The organism is Dactylosporangium sp. McL0621 (assembly GCF_049995355.1).
Taxonomy (GTDB): domain Bacteria; phylum Actinomycetota; class Actinomycetes; order Mycobacteriales; family Micromonosporaceae; genus Dactylosporangium.
This window is the reverse complement of the sequence record NZ_CP188259.1, coordinates 4,145,192-4,161,747: the sequence shown is the minus strand read 5'-3', so window position 1 is coordinate 4,161,747 and position 16,556 is coordinate 4,145,192. Positions and strand designations below refer to the sequence as shown.

Here is a 16,556-nt window from a genome sequence, read left to right as displayed (position 1 = left end):
AGTGTATCGATGGGTGACTTCTCGCAGGAGTCGTTGGTCGCCGCGGCCGGGGTGGACCCCTGGAAGCTGCGCGACCAGTTCACCGCCGGTGATCCGGAAGAGATCTACGCCATGGCGCGCGGGTTCAACCAGGCCGCGGCCCAGCAGGGCGACGCCGTCACGCTGGCGACCAAGGGCCTGGAGACCGCCGGCGACGGCTACAAGGTGAACAACGCGACGCCGATCGACGTGAACGCGCAGGTCGCCGAGGCCAGCAAGCAGCTGGGCAACAACGGCGAGAAGCTCGGCAAGATCGCGAAGCTGCTGTCGGAGACGGCCAGCGACCTCTCGCAGCGCTCGTCGACGGCGAAGACCCAGGTCACCACCCTGGAGAACGACGTCAACGGGATCATCGGCGAGTGGAACCAGCAGGTCCGGCAGTATCACAACGACCCGGACTTCCAGCAGAACCGCCAGCAGTACATGGCGCCGTTCATCTCCCGGGCGGTGCAGAAGGTCAAGGACGCCGGCGGGCCGCTGAACACGTCGATCGGCGACTACGAGAAGTACCTGTCCGACCACCTCAAGGCGATGGCCGACCTCGGGTACATCCCGCCGACCCAGCTCGACGAGGGCCCCGGCGACGTCGACGTGCCCGACCCGAAGGCGGCCGCCGACGGCACCGTGGCGGCGACGAAGAACGGCGACCCGGCCGCGGCCAAGGCCGCCTTCGACAAGAACACGCAGTACCTGAACCTGCTCAACGCGAAGCAGAAGGCCGGCGTCCCGCTCACCGAGGCGGAGAAGAACTGGCTGAAGGGGTACTACGAGGAGATCACCCCGCACTTCGGCGAGATCAAGGACTGGGCCGACAAGCAGGCCGGGGTCAAGCCGGGCGAGAAGCCCGACCAGAAGAACCCGTTCGTGCAGATGGTCAGCCGCGTCGGCGACGGCTTCCTCAACCTCTCGCAGAACGTGCCCTACAACGAGCTGCCGAAGTCGGCGCGCGACATCATCGCCAGCAACCTCGGCGTCACCGACCCGAGCGACCAGGCGGGCCTGTGGGCCACGCCGGGCGAGCGGCACCTCGGCGACGAGTTCCCGCCGAAGACCGACCCGGCCCTGCTCAAGGCCGCGGGCTTCGTCGGGCTGCTCAACGACTACTCCAGCGACACGGTGAAGCCCAGCGACGCCCTCGCGTCCAACCTCAAGGACGCGTCGCTGCGCTGGAAGCACCAGATGAACGTCATGTACGCCAACTACAAGGCCGACTTCCCGATCGCGCACGGGTACAACGGGTCGCTCAAGGAGCTGTCGGTCGACGACTGGAACAAGCTCATGCCGGACGAGCTCTCGTCCGACGCGCTCGGCGTGGTGGCCCGCAACCGCACGTTCACCAACGACTGGATCGTCAACAACGCGGCCGAGCGGCGCGAGGTCATGGGCATGAACTGGCAGTCCGGCCAGGGCGCCGCCGACGTGCTGATCTCGGCGAGCATGCGCGGGCACGGCCTCGACGACACCAAGGCGGCCCAGGCCGGCCTGGCCATCGTGCAGGACGCCGGGACCGACTACAACGGCCTCGCGCACATGGCCAACGAGAAGGTCAAGGGCGCGATCGCGAACGTCGGCATGACCTACGTCGACTCGTTCGCGCAGTACGACACCGGCCCCAACGGCGTGCAGACGATCACGCTGCCCGACGGCACGAAGATCTCGGGCTTCCAGATGGACGCGGCCACCCGCAGCAACTTCCTGAAGTTCGTCGCGGCCAGCGACCCCGACGTCTACCAGCACTTCCGCGAGGGCACGCTGACGCGCGGCCAGGAATACCTGCAGATGGTGATGGCGCAGGGGCACACCGATCCGCACGACCCGGTCTACCAGCAGGCGATGGCCGACGCGATCCGGCTCACGAGCAGCACCGACGCCGCCGCGGCCGGCGTGCTCAACGATGCGGTCAAGGAAGGCGCCACCGCCGACCAGACCAAGAAGATGGCCGAGGACCTGGCCTACGCGCAGGCGATGTCGGACTACAACACCAAGAAGGGCTACGTCGACGGCGTCAGCACGCTGTTCGACATCGCCGGGCTGGCTCCGCTGCCGGGGCCGTACAGCACGGCGCTGAGCGTCGGCTCGACGGCGTTCGGCATCATCACCGACGCCGCGATCCAGGAGCCGGGGGCGCCGGACCAGAACACCTACATCACCAACCTGCAGGGGTACGTCAACGACCTGGCCAACGCCAACACCTCCGAGGCCGCCGCGCACGCGCGGGTGCAGGACAACATCGTGAACATGACGGTGGGCGCCCGCAACGCGACCGGCCACCCGATCATGGTGAGCGACGGCCACGGCGGCCTGGTCCCGGTGAGCATCGACTCCGACGGGCAGTATCCGGAGTCGACGGTCCGGGCGATCTACAACAACCTCGACCCGTACACCCAGGACCTCGGCAACCGCACCGTCGACGGCACCATCGGTGGCCCGGACACCGACAGCAACCAGCACGGCGGCGGGTACAACACCCAGTTCGCCACCGACGCCTCCGGCACCGGGCCGACCCAGGTCGGCTCGCTCGGCGACTCGGGCGGCAACTGGTCCAACACCGACGACCAGTACCGCATCTACTACGGCGACGAGACCCGCTGGACCTACCACGAGCCGACCACCTGGGACGGCGGGTACCAGGATCGGCAGGTTCCCGACGGCAAGGGCGACACCGAGACCACCGCCCCGGTCATCCCGGTCAAGTGACGCTCGCCCGGCTCGGCACCGCGGCGCGCCGCGCCGCGGTGCTGATCGGTCTGGCCCTGCTCGCCGCGTGCACGTCGTCCGGCCCGGCGCCCGGCCCCACGCCGACCAGCGCCGGCGCCCCGGCCCCGTGCCGCGTGGACCTGTTCACCGGCGGCCCGAGCGCGGGCCTGGCGATCCTGTGGGCCGGCCCGCTCCCGGGCGCCGACGCCGAGCAGGACGCGCGGGCGTCCCTGCCGGCCGCCCTCACGGCGATCGACGTGCGCACCGGCCAGACCCGCTCCTACTGCCCGCTGCCCGCGCCCTCGGCCGGCGTCCTGCGCGGGCAGGACCACGTGCTCGGCATGCAGCAGGACGGCGCCGGCTACCCGCCCTTCCTGACCGACCTCGACCTGCTGCTGCGCACCCAGTTCCTCTCCCCCGACCTCCACTGGTTCGCCGCTCCCGGCCTGCCGCTGGTCGACGTCGCCGCCGGCCGCATCACGCCGACCGACTGGGCCGGCACGACCATGGGCCTGGGCCGCGACCTGGCCCTGATCAAAAACGAACAGGGCGCCTGGTGTACCCGCTCGCTGCCCCCGAAGTCCGGCGAGCCCTGCACCCCGCTCACCGCCCCGGCCGGCGCCGGCGGCTTCGTGATCGGCGCCGACGGCCGCCCCGCCTGGGTCCCGGCGGCCGCCCAGCCCTTCGCGTTCGGCTCGACGACGGCGTACGCCATTACCGACGGCACCCGCCTCTACGCCGGCGACACCCGGACCGCCGCCGCGCGCAAGGCGGCCCCGCAGGCCCTGCTGCCCGCCGACCCCCCGCTCGACCTGACCCCGACCGGCCGCGGCGGCTTCGCCACCCTCGTGCCGGGCCAGCCCCAGGCCCTGCACAGCGTCAACGACTGGTTCACGGTGGACTCGATCGCCGGCGGCCGGATCCGCACCGCCTACCACCACACCGCCGCGCCGAACGCCGACACGGCGTGGATGTGGGGCGGCGCGGTGGAGCGCTCCCGCACCATCACTGACGACGGCCGCGTCGCGGTGACGGCCGCCGCGGACCAGCCATCGGGCACGCGCTTCGGCGCCGTGGCCGAGGGCGACACCAAGGCCCACGACCTGACCCGGGAGCGCGGCCTGCGCTGCCCGAGGCCGGACTCGTTCTGCCGCATCCTCGCCTGGCCGGACGGCACCCTGAGCAACGAGAGCGCCCCCGCGCCCTAGGGGCTGTATCGAAGTGGATGGCCGGGCTGCGGCGGACTCAGACGCCGCCGGGAACCGTAGCGGTCACACCCCGATACAACCCCGGTATCGGGGCGCGCCCGGCGCGGCCCCAGCCGACGCCTGAGCCTCGCCTCGCTCCGACCCCCACTTCGATACAGCCCCTAGTGTCCTGAGTCGTTGATTCGTTGGCAGTATGCGGCGACTGTTTCGAGGATCTGGTCTGCCGATTTGGTCCAGACGAACGGTTTGGGGTCGGCGTTCCAGGCCTCGATCCAGGTGGCGACGTCGGCTTCCAGGGCGGCGACGCTGCGGTGGGCTGACCGGCGGAGTTTGCGGTTGGTCAGCTCGGCAAACCAGCGTTCGACCAGGTTGAGCCAGGATGAGTACGTCGGCGTGAAGTGCAGGTGGAACCTCGGGTGGGCCAGCAGCCACTGCTGGATGGCGGGAGTCTTGTGGCTGGCGTAGTTGTCCAGCACGAGATGCAGGTCCAGGTCGGGCGGGGTGGCCTGGTCGATGGTGCGCAGGAACCGCAGGAACTCCTGGTGCCGGTGTTTGCGCTGGGTCTGGCCGATGACTTTGCCAGTGGCGACGTCCAGAGCGGCGAACAGGCTGGTGGTCCCGTGCCGGACGTAGTCGTGGGTGACCCGGCCGGGCACAGCAGGCATCATCGGCAGGATCGGAGCCGTGCGGTCGAGAGCCTGCATCTGCGACTTCTCGTCCACGGCCAGAACCATCGCGGCATCGGGCGGGTCCAGGTACAGCCCGACGATGTCGCGGACCTTGTCGATGAACAGCGGGTCGGTCGAGAGCTTCCAGCTGTCGACCTGGTGCGGCTTGAGCCCGAATGCCCGCCAGATCCGCGAGACGGCGGTCTGGTTCAGACCCACAGCTTTGGCCATTGACCGGGTCGACCAGTGACTGTCCTGATTGGACGGTGACTCCTCCAGTGTCTTGACGATGACCGCCTCGACCTGGGCATCACCAATCTTGCGGGATGCGCCGGGGCGTGGTTCGTCGAGCAGTCCGTCGAGACGGTCGACGACGAACCGCTTGCGCCACTTGCCGATCGTCGGCAGCGACACCCCGAGCTGGCGCGACGCCTCACTGTTGGACAGGCCATCCGCACACGCCAGTACGATCCGCGCCCGCAGGGCGAGAGCCTGCGCCGTCTTCGGCCGACGCGCCAGCCCCAGTAACGCCTCCCGCTCCGCGTCGGTCAACTCCAGCGCGGCGAGCTTCGGACCGCGACCATCACCCACGCTGGCAATCTATCAACGAACCAATGACTCAGGACACTAGTAGTGCTTTGTTAGGTTTGTCCGTGTTTGTTGCGGCGTAACTACCACCGGCACGAGTTCGCGTTCTCCGAGGCCGCCTGGTCCGGCGGATGGCGGGTCGGCCTGCTCGGACCGCTCGACTGCCGCGTGCTGATGAGCGGGCCTGACCACGAGGACCCGCGGCACTGGCTCGCCTCGACGATGTTCCACACCTACGGCGGCCAGTGGGCGCGGTGCGTGCAACGGCTACGCGCCGAGCCCTCCACGCCCGGCTGGCTGCGGGCGCTGCTGCCGCCGGAGCACTCGCCGCGCCCCGGCGGCCGGGCCTGAGCGCTACGCGGCGTGCTCCTTCGCATCGCCGGCCCGTGCGTGTTGACGAAGGCGGGAATCGCCATGCGCCGCGGTCCGCGTACACCTCGATGGCCCGACCGGCCCCGGCTGCGGACCCATGTGGACGATGATCGAGCGACTCACGGGCCGCTCCGATACGTTGCCCGGCCCAGCGCTGTGAGCACGGCGTGTGCGGTGTTACGGCCGCTGGCACCCCATACGCCCGCGCCCGGGAAGGTGCCGGCACCGGTCAGAAACAGGCCGTCCACCGCCGTGCGGTAGCGGGTCAGCTCGCGTCGCCGGCCGAGCAGCGCGCTCAGCGGCCCGCCGCTGAACGATGGCGCGTAGCCCCGGCTCAGGCCGAAGTCCCGCTCGTAGTCCACCGGCGTCATGGCCCGCCACGCGCCCACACCGTCCAGGAAACCCGGCTCGGCCAGCGACGCCAGCTGGGTGAGCCAGCGTCGCGGCTCGGCGGAGCCGGCCCAGCCTCCGGTCAGCCCGTACGGTGTCCACAGCACCTCCAGGCTGAGCAGGTGCCCGCCGCCGGGCGGACGCATCGCCGGGTCGCGCACCGACGGCACGTTGACGAGGAACATCGGCGGATCGCTCACCGCGGACGCCGGCCCGGCGACCATCGAGGCGGGCGGCGGGCTCACGACCGTCGTCGCCACGTGCGGGACAACGTCCACAGTGGACAGCGCGCGGAATGCCGGCGGCGCGGCGACCACGGCGTCCACCTTGGACTCATAGCCGTCTCGGGACGGCCAGGTGCCGCGCCGCAGTGAGGGCGGCAGCCAGTCGATGAATACGGTACGCGGGTCCACCGCGCACACCACGGCCGGCGCCGCCAGCTGGGTGCCGTCCGCGAGCCGCACGCCCCGCACGGCCCGGCCTTCCACAACAAGCTCCGCGACGGGGCTGGCGGTGCGGATCGAGCCGCCGGACGCGGACACCACCGCCGCGAGCGCGCTGGGTAGCGCACCGCTGCCGCCGGCCGGGCGACCGACGCCGACGAGGTGGCGCACGACCGGCCCGGCGGCGGCCATCCCGGTCCCGGGCGCAGCCGGCGACACGCCCCACACGCCGGGGCCGGTGGTCGCGAACGCCGACTGGATCCAAGTTGGCAGGCCGAAATCGTCGAGCACGTCGAGGAGGCTGCGCCGCCGCCACGAAAGCAACTGGGCGGCGGTCCGCGGCGCGGCCAGCCGCAGCAGCGATCGGAACGACGGCGGCGCTGCCGCCGCCGCGAGCACCAGCCGGGCGAGCGGCAGGGTGGCGTCGACATAGCGCCGGTAGGCGGCGGCGACGGCGGCGGGCAGTCCGGCGACGGTCCGGTCGACCGAGCGGTACTGCACGAACGCCGGCTCGTCGCCCCAGCCGATGGCCACCTCGACCGGGTCGACGTCGAGATACGTCAGCCCGTGCTCGGCCAGGCCCAGTTCCTCGACGATGCCGGAGGCCAGCACCATGGTGTGGTCGCAGTTGCAGATGTTCACCCTGGCGCCGATGGCATCCACCGTGGACGCACAGCCCCCGACGGTGCCGCGGGCCTCGACAACAACGACCCGGACCCCGGCGCGGGCCAAATAGGCGGCGCACGTCAGCCCGTTGTGGCCGGCCCCCACGACGATGACGTCAGCCACCGTGAGAGAACCGCGCGATCTCGGCGAACGCGAGGCCGGCCTGGCGGAGCATGCCGTCGTAGAGCGCCTTGCCGTGTTCGGCGCTGGCAAGGGTCGGGTCGCCGAGGGTCCCGTCGGTGCCGAAGTCGTCGCTCGACCAGCCGAACGACACCGGCCCGCCGAACCGGACCAGGTCGAAGCCACTGAGCTGGGTGGGCACGTTGCGGGTCGCCAGGTCCATCCGCACCAGGTCGGGCCGCAGGTGCAGGACCAGCGAGGTCTCGTCCTTGCCGCCGTGGATGCCGGTGCCGAACTCCTCGGCTGCAGACGCGCCGCCGTGGTCCGGCGGCAGCGACGGGTGCATGACGAACGTGGCGAGGCCGAAGTCGAGCCGCAGCTCGCGGGCGCAGACGTTGAGCAGCGCGGTGTTGCCACCATGGCCGTTGAGGAAGACGAGCTTGCGCAACGGCGTGTTCGCCACGCTGCGGCCGAGGTCGTGGACGACCGCCATGAGCGTGGCGGCGGACAGCCACAACGTACCGGGCGCCCAGGCGTGCTCGTTCGACTTTGTGCAGGCGAGCGCCGGCAGCAGCCACAGCTCGTGCTCGTTGCCGCAGGCCTCGACGACGTCCTGCGCAAGGGTCTCGGCGACGAGGAGGTCGGTCGCCAGCGGCAGGTGCGGCCCGTGCTGCTCGATCGCGCCAACCGGCAGGACGGCGATCCCGTGCGCGGGCAGGGCGGCGACCGCCGGCGACGTCAACGAGGCCAACCGTCTCATGGCGCTCCCAAGAAGCCTGGAGGTCTCGCTCCCGAGGAGCCGAACACGTCCTTGGCGTGCCGATCGGTGATCACGCCGTGCTCGGCGCGGCGTGTCCACGTGGACGGTACGTGGATCACGGCCGGTCCAGCAGGGGTAGCACCTCGGTCGCGACCCGCGTCAACTGGTCCTTCACCCGCGAGTAGGGGTCGCCGGGCATCGCCGGGAACAGGACGAGATCGTGCAGGCCGAGCTCGTCGCGGTACCGCTGGATGGCGGCAGCGACGTCGACCGCGCTTCCGACGGCCCACACGCCCTGGCCGACCGACTCCTCCAGCGTCGGCAGGAAGCCTGCGGGTGCGGGCGCGCCGTCCGGCCCGTTGTAGCCGCGGCCCCAGCCGTAGGGGCCGAGGAACTTCCAGAACTCGTCGTGGCCGGGCCGGACCTCGTCGAGGGCCTGTTCCCGGGAGTCGGCGACGGCGACGTTGAGGACCAGCAGGCGCCGCTCCCCCGGTCCGAGCGGCCGGCCGTGGTGCTGCTCGAAGAGCGCGCCGAACTCGTCCCAGTCGCGCCGCATCCGGTTGCGTTCCTTGAGCCAGAACACGCCGCCGTAGCCTCGGCGCGGCACCTCCTTGAGCGTCGGCGCACTGGTGACCGCCTGCCACGTCTCGAACGGGAACACCGGCCGCGGCACGAGGGTCAGCGTGGTCACCTCGCCACCGCGGTCCGGGATACCGGGCGGCGGAAGGCTGAAGTGCTTGCCCTGGAAGGCGAAGGTCTCCTGCCCGACCGCGGCTTCGATGACGTCGAGGGCCTCGGCGGTGAGTTCGCGGTTGCGCCGGTCGGCATCGGCGGCGTCCGGGTTGTCGTGGCTGCCAACCGAGAACTGCCCGGCGGTCAGTGGCAGCATCTCACGCGGCACGGTGCCGCGCCCGACGCCGAGGATGCCGCGCCCGCCGCTGAGGTTGTGCACCAGTGCGAAGTCCTCGGCCAGGCGTAACGGGTGCCACTGTCCGACGACGTTGAACATGGTGCCGATCCGCAGCCGACTCGTCCGCGCGGCCAGAAACGCCGAGAAAAGCAAGCCGTTGGGCACCACCTCGTAGCCCTCGTGCTGAAAGTGGTGCTCGGTCAGCCAGAAGCTGTCGTAGCCGAGCCGTTCGGCCAGGATGCCGCATTCCAGCAGCTCGCGATGGGCGTGCAGGACGGCATGCTGGTCGTAGCGCCGGTCCAGCGGATCCGGGCCGCCCGCACCGGAGTCGGGCATCTCGACGCCGCCGAAGAGGAAGATGCCGACCCGCATGTACACCACCCGATGTTGGGCCCATCAACATTCGTCACGATGGTCCCGGCAGGTGTCGCCGCGATCAGCGAGTTGTTTCGGCGAGAAAAACTACTCCCGGATGCCGACGTTGTGCTGGACCAGGATGACGCGCACCGGGCCCGGGGCAGCGCGGCGCCACCGATGGCGGATGCCACCCGCGTAGTACAGGCTGTCGCGCTCACCGAGCACGCTGAGCGCGCCGTCGACGTCGACGTCGATGGTGCCCTCGGCGACATAGAGGAACTCCTCGCCACGGTGCACGTAGTACTCCTCGAAGGTGTCCGGGGCGCCGGTGAACTCCAGCGGCAGCATCGCCCGCTCGCCGTGGACCAGCGAGCGCACCGTGCCGCCCGGCGAGTCCACCGTGGGCAGCTCGGCCAGGGCGGCGCGGCTCGGCACGACGGAGACCGGCTCGGCGCCGGGTAGTGCGAGCAGTGCCTGCGCGGTGGTGTCCAGCGCCGCGGCGACGGCGGTCAGCGATCGCATGCTGGGCCGGGCGACGCCTCGCTCGACCTGGCTCAGGAACGGATGGCTGAGCCCGGCCCGGCCGGCGACGTCGACCAGCGTCAGGCCGAGGCTGCGCCGCCTGGCCCGGATCGCGCCGCCGAGCTGACGCAGGATCTGGTCCTCAGTCACTCGCGCTCACTCGATGCTCATTGCCCGCCGAGATCGATCCGTTGACGGTCCGCGAGCGGCACCGGCCTCGGACCGGCCGGCACCGTCCACCCGCCGGCGTCCTCGGGCCCGACGGTCCACCCGTTGCGGGGAGTGCCGATGTTGACCACACCAACATGCTGCCCCCGGGGCGTTTCGGCGCGATTACCGGACGGGCTCGCCCGGATCAGGTCCGGGGCAGCTTGCCGGGATTGAGCAGGCCGTCGGGGTCGAAGCGTTTGGCGGCGGCGCGGATCAGGTCGAGCCGGTCGTGGTGCAGCACCCAGGTGTGGGGGTCGTCCACGTGCACCTCGACGCCGGCCAGCGCGTCCATGCCCGCATAGAGCGACGGCGTGTCGACGTACCGCGTGAACAGCATGCCGACCCAGGTGCGGGATCCGCCGATGTGGAAGCCTTCCAGGTGGACCAGTGAGTCGGGGACCGTTGCGGCGACCTCCGCGCGGCGGTGGATCAGGCCGCGGCCCATGCACTGCAGGTGGGTCAGGTCGGGCCGGACCTTGCGCACCCGGTGGGTGACATGGTTGTACGACAGCGAGGCGAGCAGCGCCGGGCCGTTGGCCCGCACGCCGGTCACCGTGCCGCCGGACGACACCACGATCGCGGTCGCCTCGGCCACGCTGCCGACCGACAGGATCGCCCGCAGCGAGACCTTGTCCGGCGGCATCGCGGCGTCCATCGGTCGGTAGGTCGCGACGATGCCCGCCTCGTCCAGCGACACCAGCCGCGGCGTCGGGGACAGCTCGAAGAGCGCCTCGCCGGCGGCCGCGGCCTGCTCCAGCGTGTTGAAGGCTGCGAACAGCGCGGTCCACTCGACGGCTGGGCGCAACGCCACGGTGGCCCCGGCGATCACGCCGCTGACGCCGAAGGCGTGCGCCATGGCGGTGTTCTGCGGATACGGCACGGTGTGAAGCTGCGCCCGGTCGGTGCATGCGGCCACCCGCAGCTCGTGGAGGTAGCCGGTCCAGATGGCGCCGTTGGCCAGGGAGCCGGTGCCGCCGGACCCGCCGGCGATGAACCCGCCGATCGTGCTGCCCACGGTCGACGGCAGGATCGCCAGTTCCTGGCCGGTGGCTCGCGCCGCCTTCTCCAGCGCGACGAACGAAGCACCCGCGTCGGCGCTGATCGCACCGTCGGAGACCCGGTGGATTGTGGTGGCGCGGCTGGTGTCGAGCACCATCCCGCCGTACAGCGGGATGCCCTGCCCGTAGTTGCCGGTGCCCTGCCCGCGCGGCGTGACCGGCACGCGGTGCCGGTGCGCAAGCGCCACGGCGACGGCGATCCCCTCGGCGTCCCGCGGGAACACCACGACGTCGGCGACTCCGCCGGGCAGCAGCGGCGCGAGAACCGGGCTCATGTGCGCCCAGTCGGTGGACGCGGAGAGCCGCCCGGCGTCGTCGCGGCGCAGCGCCTCGGCGCCGAACGCCTCGACGAGGTCGTCGGTGAGGGCGTCCACGGTGGACGGCGGCACAGGGTGCGCGTCCTCGGGCAGCCGGGCCGGCTCCCGGCCGGGAGCGCGACGGCTCCCGGCCGGAGAGATGGCGTTCATCACTTGAGACCGATGGACGGGTCGATGAACTCGTTGGTGGCGATGTCGGACGCCTTGATGTCGGGCTTCATCTGCTTGTTCTGCGCGGTGAAGATGGGCTTGGTGATGTCGATGAGCGCCGTCAGCCGGGAATCCTCGAAGTTGCCCAGGGTGCTGTCCTTGCCGTTGCCGACGATGCCGAGCGCCTTCATCTGCTTCACGCAGTTGTCGGCGACGCCCTGGCTGTACGTCCAGCCGTTGTTGTACCTGGTTACCAAGTCAAGGATCAGCTTGTTCGTCGACGCCGGGTCGTTCATGAAGTCGACCTGCGCCTGCTGCATGATCGGCACCAGCTTCTTCAGGCAGGGCGCCAGCTTGTCCTTCTCTCCGCTGCGGATCGACAGCATCTGCTGGTAGAAGTCGAACCCCGCGTCGGCGATCAGCTGGTACTTCACCGGCTTGCCGAACGCCTTGACCTCGTGCTCGTAGATGTAGGGCTCGGCGGTGGCGAAGCCCTGCTGGGCGAACTTGCCGCCGCTGGCCACGAAGTTGGCCGGCGTCCCGTCGTAGGAGCCGTCGACCTGGGACTTCTTCAGGATGCCCTTGCCGGTGAAGTACTCCATGTAGGTGGCGCCCTGGAAGTACAGGACCTTGCTATCGGTCTTGCCGATGTCGGCGATCGTCGTCCAGTCGGGGTGCGCGTCCGGCGACCACATGACGATCTGCGGGCTCTTCTCCAGGCCCGCGAAGACCCCGAGCGTGGGCTGGGTCTTCGACAGCGCGATCGCGTCGTCGCTGCCGCCGTAGCCGAGGGTGATCGAGGTGTCGGTGTACATCTGCGCGGCGACGCTCTGGAAGCCGATCGCCGGGCCGCCGGCCCGAATCTCGATGTTGACGCCGGTGTTGGTGCCGTCCTTGGCGACCAGCGCGCCGGTGACCCGCTTCTTGTCCGCGTCGATCTTCGGGTTGGGGCCGACCATCTTGTAGGTGCCGCCGTGCTCGCTCTCCGGGTTCCAGTCGGTCTGCACGACGACCGTCGACGGGCAGACGCTCGCGAGGTCGTATTGGGACCCGGCCGACGTGGAGGGGGCGGGCGGGGCGCTGGAATCGGTGCTGTCGTCGGTCGCACAACCGGCCAACGCGAGCATGGAGAAGGCTGTCACCATTGCTGTCCACTTCGGACGGATCATGTACACGCTCCCCTGGGGGTGGGAATTTACTCAGCCACGGCCGGCCTGGTACCACTTGCCGACGACACGCCGGCCCAGCCAGCCGAAGAACAGGAACACCGCGATGCCGAGCAGGCTGGCGAGGAGGACGGCCGCGTACATCTGCTCGGTCTGCAAGCGTGATCGGTATACGTCGATGAGAATGCCGAGGCCCGGCTCGCCCTGCTTGAAGAAGAGATCACCGACGAGCGCGCCGATGACCGACAGGCCGGCCGAGATGCGGAAGCCGGCGAACATGGCCGGCAGACTGGCCGGGAACAGCAGCTTGAACAGCCGGGTGAACCGGCCCGCGCCGTGCAGCCGGAACAGGTCGCGTAGCCCGGCGTCGGCGGACTGCAGGCCGAAGAGGGTGTTGGCGATGATCGGGAACAGCGCGATGAGCACGCACACCAGCAGCCGGCTCTGGAAGCCGAACCCCGTCCACAGCGCGATCAGCGGCACCAGCGCGAGGACCGGGATGGTCTGGAGAATGACGGCCCAGGGGTACAGCGACAGCTCCAGCCACCTCGCCTGGCTCATGACCACTGCGCCGGCGACCCCGATGACGATGGCGATGGCGAGGCCGAGCAGCGCCACCTCGGTGGTGAGCCACAGGCCGCGCATGAGGTTCTGGAAGTTGATCGGATCGAGGAAACCGACGTCGATGATCTGGTGCGGCGGCGGGAGCAGGAAGCGGCGGCTCTCGTCCAGAACGTAGTAGGAAATCGTGTACCAGCCGCCGACGATCAGCGCGAAGACGCCGACAGGTGGCAGTACCCGCCACAGCCGCATCCGCCGGCGCCTCCTTTGCGGCATCTCGCCGGCGTCGATCACGGCGATGCCGGTCGAGGCTTCCAGGACACTCATGCGTGCGCTCCCCGGAGATGAGCGGAGATCGAACCGCACACCGCCGCGAACTGCGCAGAGAAGCGCAGCGACGGCTCGCGCGGGTACTCGAACGGGATCTCGACGTCGGCGAGGATCCGGCCCGGGCGGCCGGACATGACGAGCACCCGGGTCGACAGGAATACCGCCTCCATCACCGAATGGGTGATGAACAGCGCCGCGAAACGCTGCAGGCGGAACAGTGACAACAGCTCGTCGTTGAGCCGCTCCCGGGTGATCTCGTCGAGCGCGCCGAACGGCTCGTCGAACAGGAACAGGTCCGGCGACAGCGTCAGCGAGCGGGCGAGCGACGTACGCATGCGCATGCCGCCGGACAGCTCGTGCGGCATGTGCTTCGCGAACGCGCTGAGCCCCACCAGCTCGAGGGCCTCGGCCGAGCGTTTGCGCCGCTCCGCCTTCGGCAGGCCGTGCAACTCGGCGAGCAGTTCCACGTTGGCCCGTACGGTGCGCCACGGCAGGAGCGTGGCGTCCTGGAAGACGTACCCGAGCCGGGCGGCGCCGACGTGGACGTGGCCCGCGGTGGCCTCGTCCAGGCCGCTGGCGATGCGCAGCAGGGTGCTCTTGCCGCAGCCCGACGGCCCGACGATCGAGGTGAAATCGCCCGCCGCGACGGCGAAATCGGCGCCGGTCAACGCCACCGTGCCGTCCTTGAACGTCTTGTCCACGCTGCTGAACTGCAGTGCTGTCTTCGTCGCGAGTGTCACGGGCATGGGGTCCCTTCGAGCGAGTTCACCTTCGTGGTCAGTCGGGCGCGGGCGGTACGTGCAGGATGCGGGTCACCGTCGTCCTGGCGACCAAGCGACCGGCACGCCAGACGAGGCGGTCCTGATCGGCGGCCCCGAGCGCGGCGACGAGGTCCTCGCCGCGCAGCGCCACCAGGTCGGCCGGCCGGCCGGCCTCCACGGCGACCGCGGGCAGGCGGAGCGCCGCCCGCGGCGCCGCTGTCACCGAGGTCACCGCGTCGGCCGGGCTGAGGTGGCCGGCGGTCACCATGAGGGCGGCGACCTCGAGCGGGTCGCCGCGGCCGACCGGGTGGAACGGGTCGCGGAGGTTGTCCCCACCGGCCGCGACGAGCGCCCCGGCCGCCCGCAGCGCGTGCACGGCGGTCAGCCCGCGTGGTGTGCCCACCGGCCGGTCGCGCCCTTGCAGGAACAGGTTGGTCTGCGGGAGCGCCACCACCGCCACCCCGGCCGCTTGTACAAGTTCGGCGACCCTCTGCTGGACCGCTACCGGCTGTACCGCCAGGCTCACGCAGTGGCTGGCGGTGGCGCCGTGCGCGAATCCGGTCTGCAGCACCAGCTCGGCCAGGACGGCGAGGGTCAGCTTGGCCGGGTCCAGGGTCTCGTCGGTGTGCAGGTCGATCGGCTTGTCCGCCTCACCGGCGGCGTCGAGGCAGATGCCGACGGCCCGGTCGGGCGCGGGGTCGAGGTGCGGGCAGCCGCCGGCGATGTCGGCGCCATTGCGCAGGGCGTCGCGGAGGTTTGCCCCGGCCTGGCCCGCCAGAGGGTTGCCAACGAGGGCTACGAGCTGCAGGTCCACGGTGCCGGCCCACGCCTCGCGGACCTCGGCGAGGGCCTCGAGCGCGCGCATGCCCATCGTGGAGCCGACGTTGACATGGCTGCGGACCGCCGTCGTGCCGTGGGCGAGCATGACCCGCAGGGCCTTGTCGGCCCGCCGGGCGATGTCGGCCTTGGTGAAACGGTCCGCGGCGGCGTCCATCGCACGGATGGCGCCGAGCAGGTCGCCGGTCGGGTTGCCGATCTGCGAGGCGGTGAGTGCCTTGTCGAGGTGGGCGTGCGGCTCCACGAACGAGGGCAGCAGGACGTATCCGGTGAGGTCGGTATCGCCGTCGTCCAGACCCGCCGACGGCACAACGGCCGAGATGGCGCCGTCCGCCAGTCGGACGTCACACTGCCGCCCGTCGGGCAACGTCGCGTTGCGCAGCCAGGTCATGGGCGCAGCTCCCGTCCGATCGTGGCCAGGTCGCGCGCCGTGGCGAGTTCGTGGCCCGCCCGGGTGCCGGCGGACAGGTTGACACCGTCGACGCCGGGGTGCGCGAGCAGTCCGCGGGCGAGCGAGATCGCCGCGTCGATGCCGGCGACGCGCTGGTCCGCAGCCTCGAACAGGCGCGCCAGGTAGCCGGGCGGGAGCCGGCCGGCGGCGAAGCCGGCCAGTACACGTGCGGAAACCGCATCCGTGGCGACGGGAACGCAGACGAGGACCGTCCCGGCGAACCCCGCGCCCCGCAGCGCGTCGACCGCTCGTCCGACCGGCTCGGCGCCGCCGCAGTGGTCGACCACGACGACGTCGGCGCCGGCGGCGACCTTGGTGAGCAGGCGCGGGAGCCGCAGCCCGGCCGGCGGGCTCGCCGGGTTGTGGGCCACCGACACGCGCAGCCCCGCCCGGCGGGCCAGGGCAGTGAGGTCGGTGGAGTCGAGGTCGAACACCGGCATCGCGTCAGGGCGGTGGCCGAGCGCCGGGTGGTCGCCGGTCACGCAATGCACCCCGGCGGCCCCCGCGTCCGCGCAGGCGGCAAGCTCGCCTTCGAGCGCGACGCGGTTGCGATCGCGGCAGTTGATGCCTGGCCAGGCAGCGACGCCCTCGTCAGCGAGGAGGCGGGCGCGGTACGACGGCGGGAACTGGACCCGTTCGGCGCCGTGATCGCCGAGCAGGAACGCGTCGGCCGAACCGGCGAGGATACGGGCGCTCGCCCGCAGGCTCGCGGCGTCCAGCGGCGCGCCCGGCAGGTCGGTGAGGACGAACGGCTTCGCGCTTTCCCGGCGTGTGCCCTCCTCGAACGCAATCGGGAACGGCCACGCGCCGGTGTACGGGCAGGGGCCGAACGACGGCACCTCGCACGCGCCGGAGTCCGACACGCCGGCGCAGGGGCCGTGTGCCATGTGCTTCGGACACGCCGCTCGGGCGACCTCCCAGGCGGTCGACGCGATGTTCGCCACATCAACAATCTCGTGGTCTTCGCAACACCGG

General features: G+C 71.1%; 14 protein-coding genes. 3 read left to right on the top strand and 11 right to left on the bottom strand.

Translation table 11 applies throughout. From position 1 onward, the window contains the following. The first annotated feature begins 9 nt into the window (after nt 1-9). Both ACPPVO_RS19690 and ACPPVO_RS19685 read left to right on the top strand, forming a co-directional pair. On the top strand, nt 10-2,736 hold the full coding sequence (locus ACPPVO_RS19690) for a hypothetical protein (protein WP_426512656.1): 2,727 nt from the start codon (nt 10-12) through the stop codon (nt 2,734-2,736). Beyond that, entirely contained in the window at nt 2,733-3,944 is a 1,212-nt protein-coding gene (locus tag ACPPVO_RS19685) for a hypothetical protein (protein ID WP_426512655.1), read from the top strand. The genes ACPPVO_RS19690 and ACPPVO_RS19685 overlap by 4 nt, the downstream gene beginning before the upstream one ends. A 161-nt stretch (nt 3,945-4,105) precedes the next feature. On the opposite strand, the gene ACPPVO_RS19680 is transcribed toward ACPPVO_RS19685, so the two are convergent. Further along, nucleotides 4,106-5,212 carry an IS630 family transposase gene (locus ACPPVO_RS19680; protein WP_426514656.1) on the bottom strand — a complete coding sequence of 369 codons (1,107 nt, stop codon included), beginning with the start codon at nt 5,210-5,212 and terminating at the stop codon, nt 4,106-4,108. A 57-nt stretch (nt 5,213-5,269) separates the two neighbouring features. On the opposite strand from ACPPVO_RS19680, the gene ACPPVO_RS19675 reads away from it, so the two are divergent. After that, nucleotides 5,270-5,551: a hypothetical protein gene (locus tag ACPPVO_RS19675; protein ID WP_426512654.1), complete on the top strand. Its 282-nt coding sequence runs from the start codon at nt 5,270-5,272 to the stop codon at nt 5,549-5,551. A gap of 140 nt (nt 5,552-5,691) precedes the next feature. Here ACPPVO_RS19675 and ACPPVO_RS19670 read toward each other — a convergent pair whose 3' ends face one another. From ACPPVO_RS19670 to ACPPVO_RS19625, 10 genes are all read right to left on the bottom strand, one after another. Beyond that, entirely contained in the window at nt 5,692-7,194 is a 1,503-nt protein-coding gene (locus ACPPVO_RS19670; RefSeq protein ID WP_426512653.1) for a phytoene desaturase family protein, read from the bottom strand. Continuing rightward, a complete protein-coding gene (locus ACPPVO_RS19665) occupies nt 7,187-7,951 on the bottom strand; it encodes a creatininase family protein (protein WP_426512652.1) in 765 nt (254 codons plus the stop codon). The genes ACPPVO_RS19670 and ACPPVO_RS19665 overlap by 8 nt, the downstream gene beginning before the upstream one ends. Before the next feature lie 115 nt (nt 7,952-8,066). Next, nucleotides 8,067-9,233 carry an LLM class flavin-dependent oxidoreductase gene (locus ACPPVO_RS19660; protein ID WP_426514655.1) on the bottom strand — a complete coding sequence of 389 codons (1,167 nt, stop codon included), beginning with the start codon at nt 9,231-9,233 and terminating at the stop codon, nt 8,067-8,069. A gap of 90 nt (nt 9,234-9,323) precedes the next feature. Further along, nucleotides 9,324-9,890: a helix-turn-helix domain-containing protein gene (locus ACPPVO_RS19655; protein WP_426512651.1), complete on the bottom strand. Its 567-nt coding sequence runs from the start codon at nt 9,888-9,890 to the stop codon at nt 9,324-9,326. A 205-nt stretch (nt 9,891-10,095) separates the two neighbouring features. After that, nucleotides 10,096-11,475: an FAD-binding oxidoreductase gene (locus ACPPVO_RS19650; protein ID WP_426512650.1), complete on the bottom strand. Its 1,380-nt coding sequence runs from the start codon at nt 11,473-11,475 to the stop codon at nt 10,096-10,098. After that, complete coding sequence (locus tag ACPPVO_RS19645; RefSeq protein WP_426512649.1) at nt 11,475-12,644, bottom strand: hypothetical protein; 1,170 nt, start codon at nt 12,642-12,644, stop codon at nt 11,475-11,477. Before ACPPVO_RS19645 ends, ACPPVO_RS19650 begins: the two co-directional genes overlap by 1 nt. Nucleotides 12,645-12,674: 30 nt before the next feature. Beyond that, on the bottom strand, nt 12,675-13,529 hold the full coding sequence (locus tag ACPPVO_RS19640; RefSeq protein ID WP_426512648.1) for an ABC transporter permease: 855 nt from the start codon (nt 13,527-13,529) through the stop codon (nt 12,675-12,677). Next, the gene (locus ACPPVO_RS19635) at nt 13,526-14,278 is read right to left on the bottom strand and encodes an ABC transporter ATP-binding protein (RefSeq protein WP_426512647.1); all 753 of its coding nucleotides are present in this window, start codon (nt 14,276-14,278) and stop codon (nt 13,526-13,528) included. The genes ACPPVO_RS19640 and ACPPVO_RS19635 overlap by 4 nt, the downstream gene beginning before the upstream one ends. Before the next feature lie 31 nt (nt 14,279-14,309). Beyond that, the gene (locus tag ACPPVO_RS19630; protein ID WP_426512646.1) at nt 14,310-15,521 is read right to left on the bottom strand and encodes an amidohydrolase family protein; all 1,212 of its coding nucleotides are present in this window, start codon (nt 15,519-15,521) and stop codon (nt 14,310-14,312) included. Beyond that, nucleotides 15,518-16,525 carry a methylenetetrahydrofolate reductase C-terminal domain-containing protein gene (locus tag ACPPVO_RS19625; RefSeq protein WP_426512645.1) on the bottom strand — a complete coding sequence of 336 codons (1,008 nt, stop codon included), beginning with the start codon at nt 16,523-16,525 and terminating at the stop codon, nt 15,518-15,520. Before ACPPVO_RS19625 ends, ACPPVO_RS19630 begins: the two co-directional genes overlap by 4 nt. Nucleotides 16,526-16,556: the final 31 nt, after the last annotated feature.

Bases quoted from the DNA above. Each gene is read 5' to 3' on its own strand.
- ACPPVO_RS19630 (WP_426512646.1), bottom strand. From the start codon at position 15,521: ATGACCTGGCTGCGCAACGCGACGTTGCCCGACGGGCGGCAGTGTGAC.
- ACPPVO_RS19640 (WP_426512648.1), bottom strand. From the start codon at position 13,529: ATGAGTGTCCTGGAAGCCTCGACCGGCATCGCCGTGATCGACGCCGGC.
- ACPPVO_RS19645 (WP_426512649.1), bottom strand. From the start codon at position 12,644: ATGATCCGTCCGAAGTGGACAGCAATGGTGACAGCCTTCTCCATGCTC.
- ACPPVO_RS19650 (WP_426512650.1), bottom strand. From the start codon at position 11,475: ATGAACGCCATCTCTCCGGCCGGGAGCCGTCGCGCTCCCGGCCGGGAG.
- ACPPVO_RS19635 (WP_426512647.1), bottom strand. From the start codon at position 14,278: ATGCCCGTGACACTCGCGACGAAGACAGCACTGCAGTTCAGCAGCGTG.
- ACPPVO_RS19660 (WP_426514655.1), bottom strand. From the start codon at position 9,233: ATGCGGGTCGGCATCTTCCTCTTCGGCGGCGTCGAGATGCCCGACTCC.
- ACPPVO_RS19690 (WP_426512656.1), top strand. From the start codon at position 10: ATGGGTGACTTCTCGCAGGAGTCGTTGGTCGCCGCGGCCGGGGTGGAC.
- ACPPVO_RS19665 (WP_426512652.1), bottom strand. From the start codon at position 7,951: ATGAGACGGTTGGCCTCGTTGACGTCGCCGGCGGTCGCCGCCCTGCCC.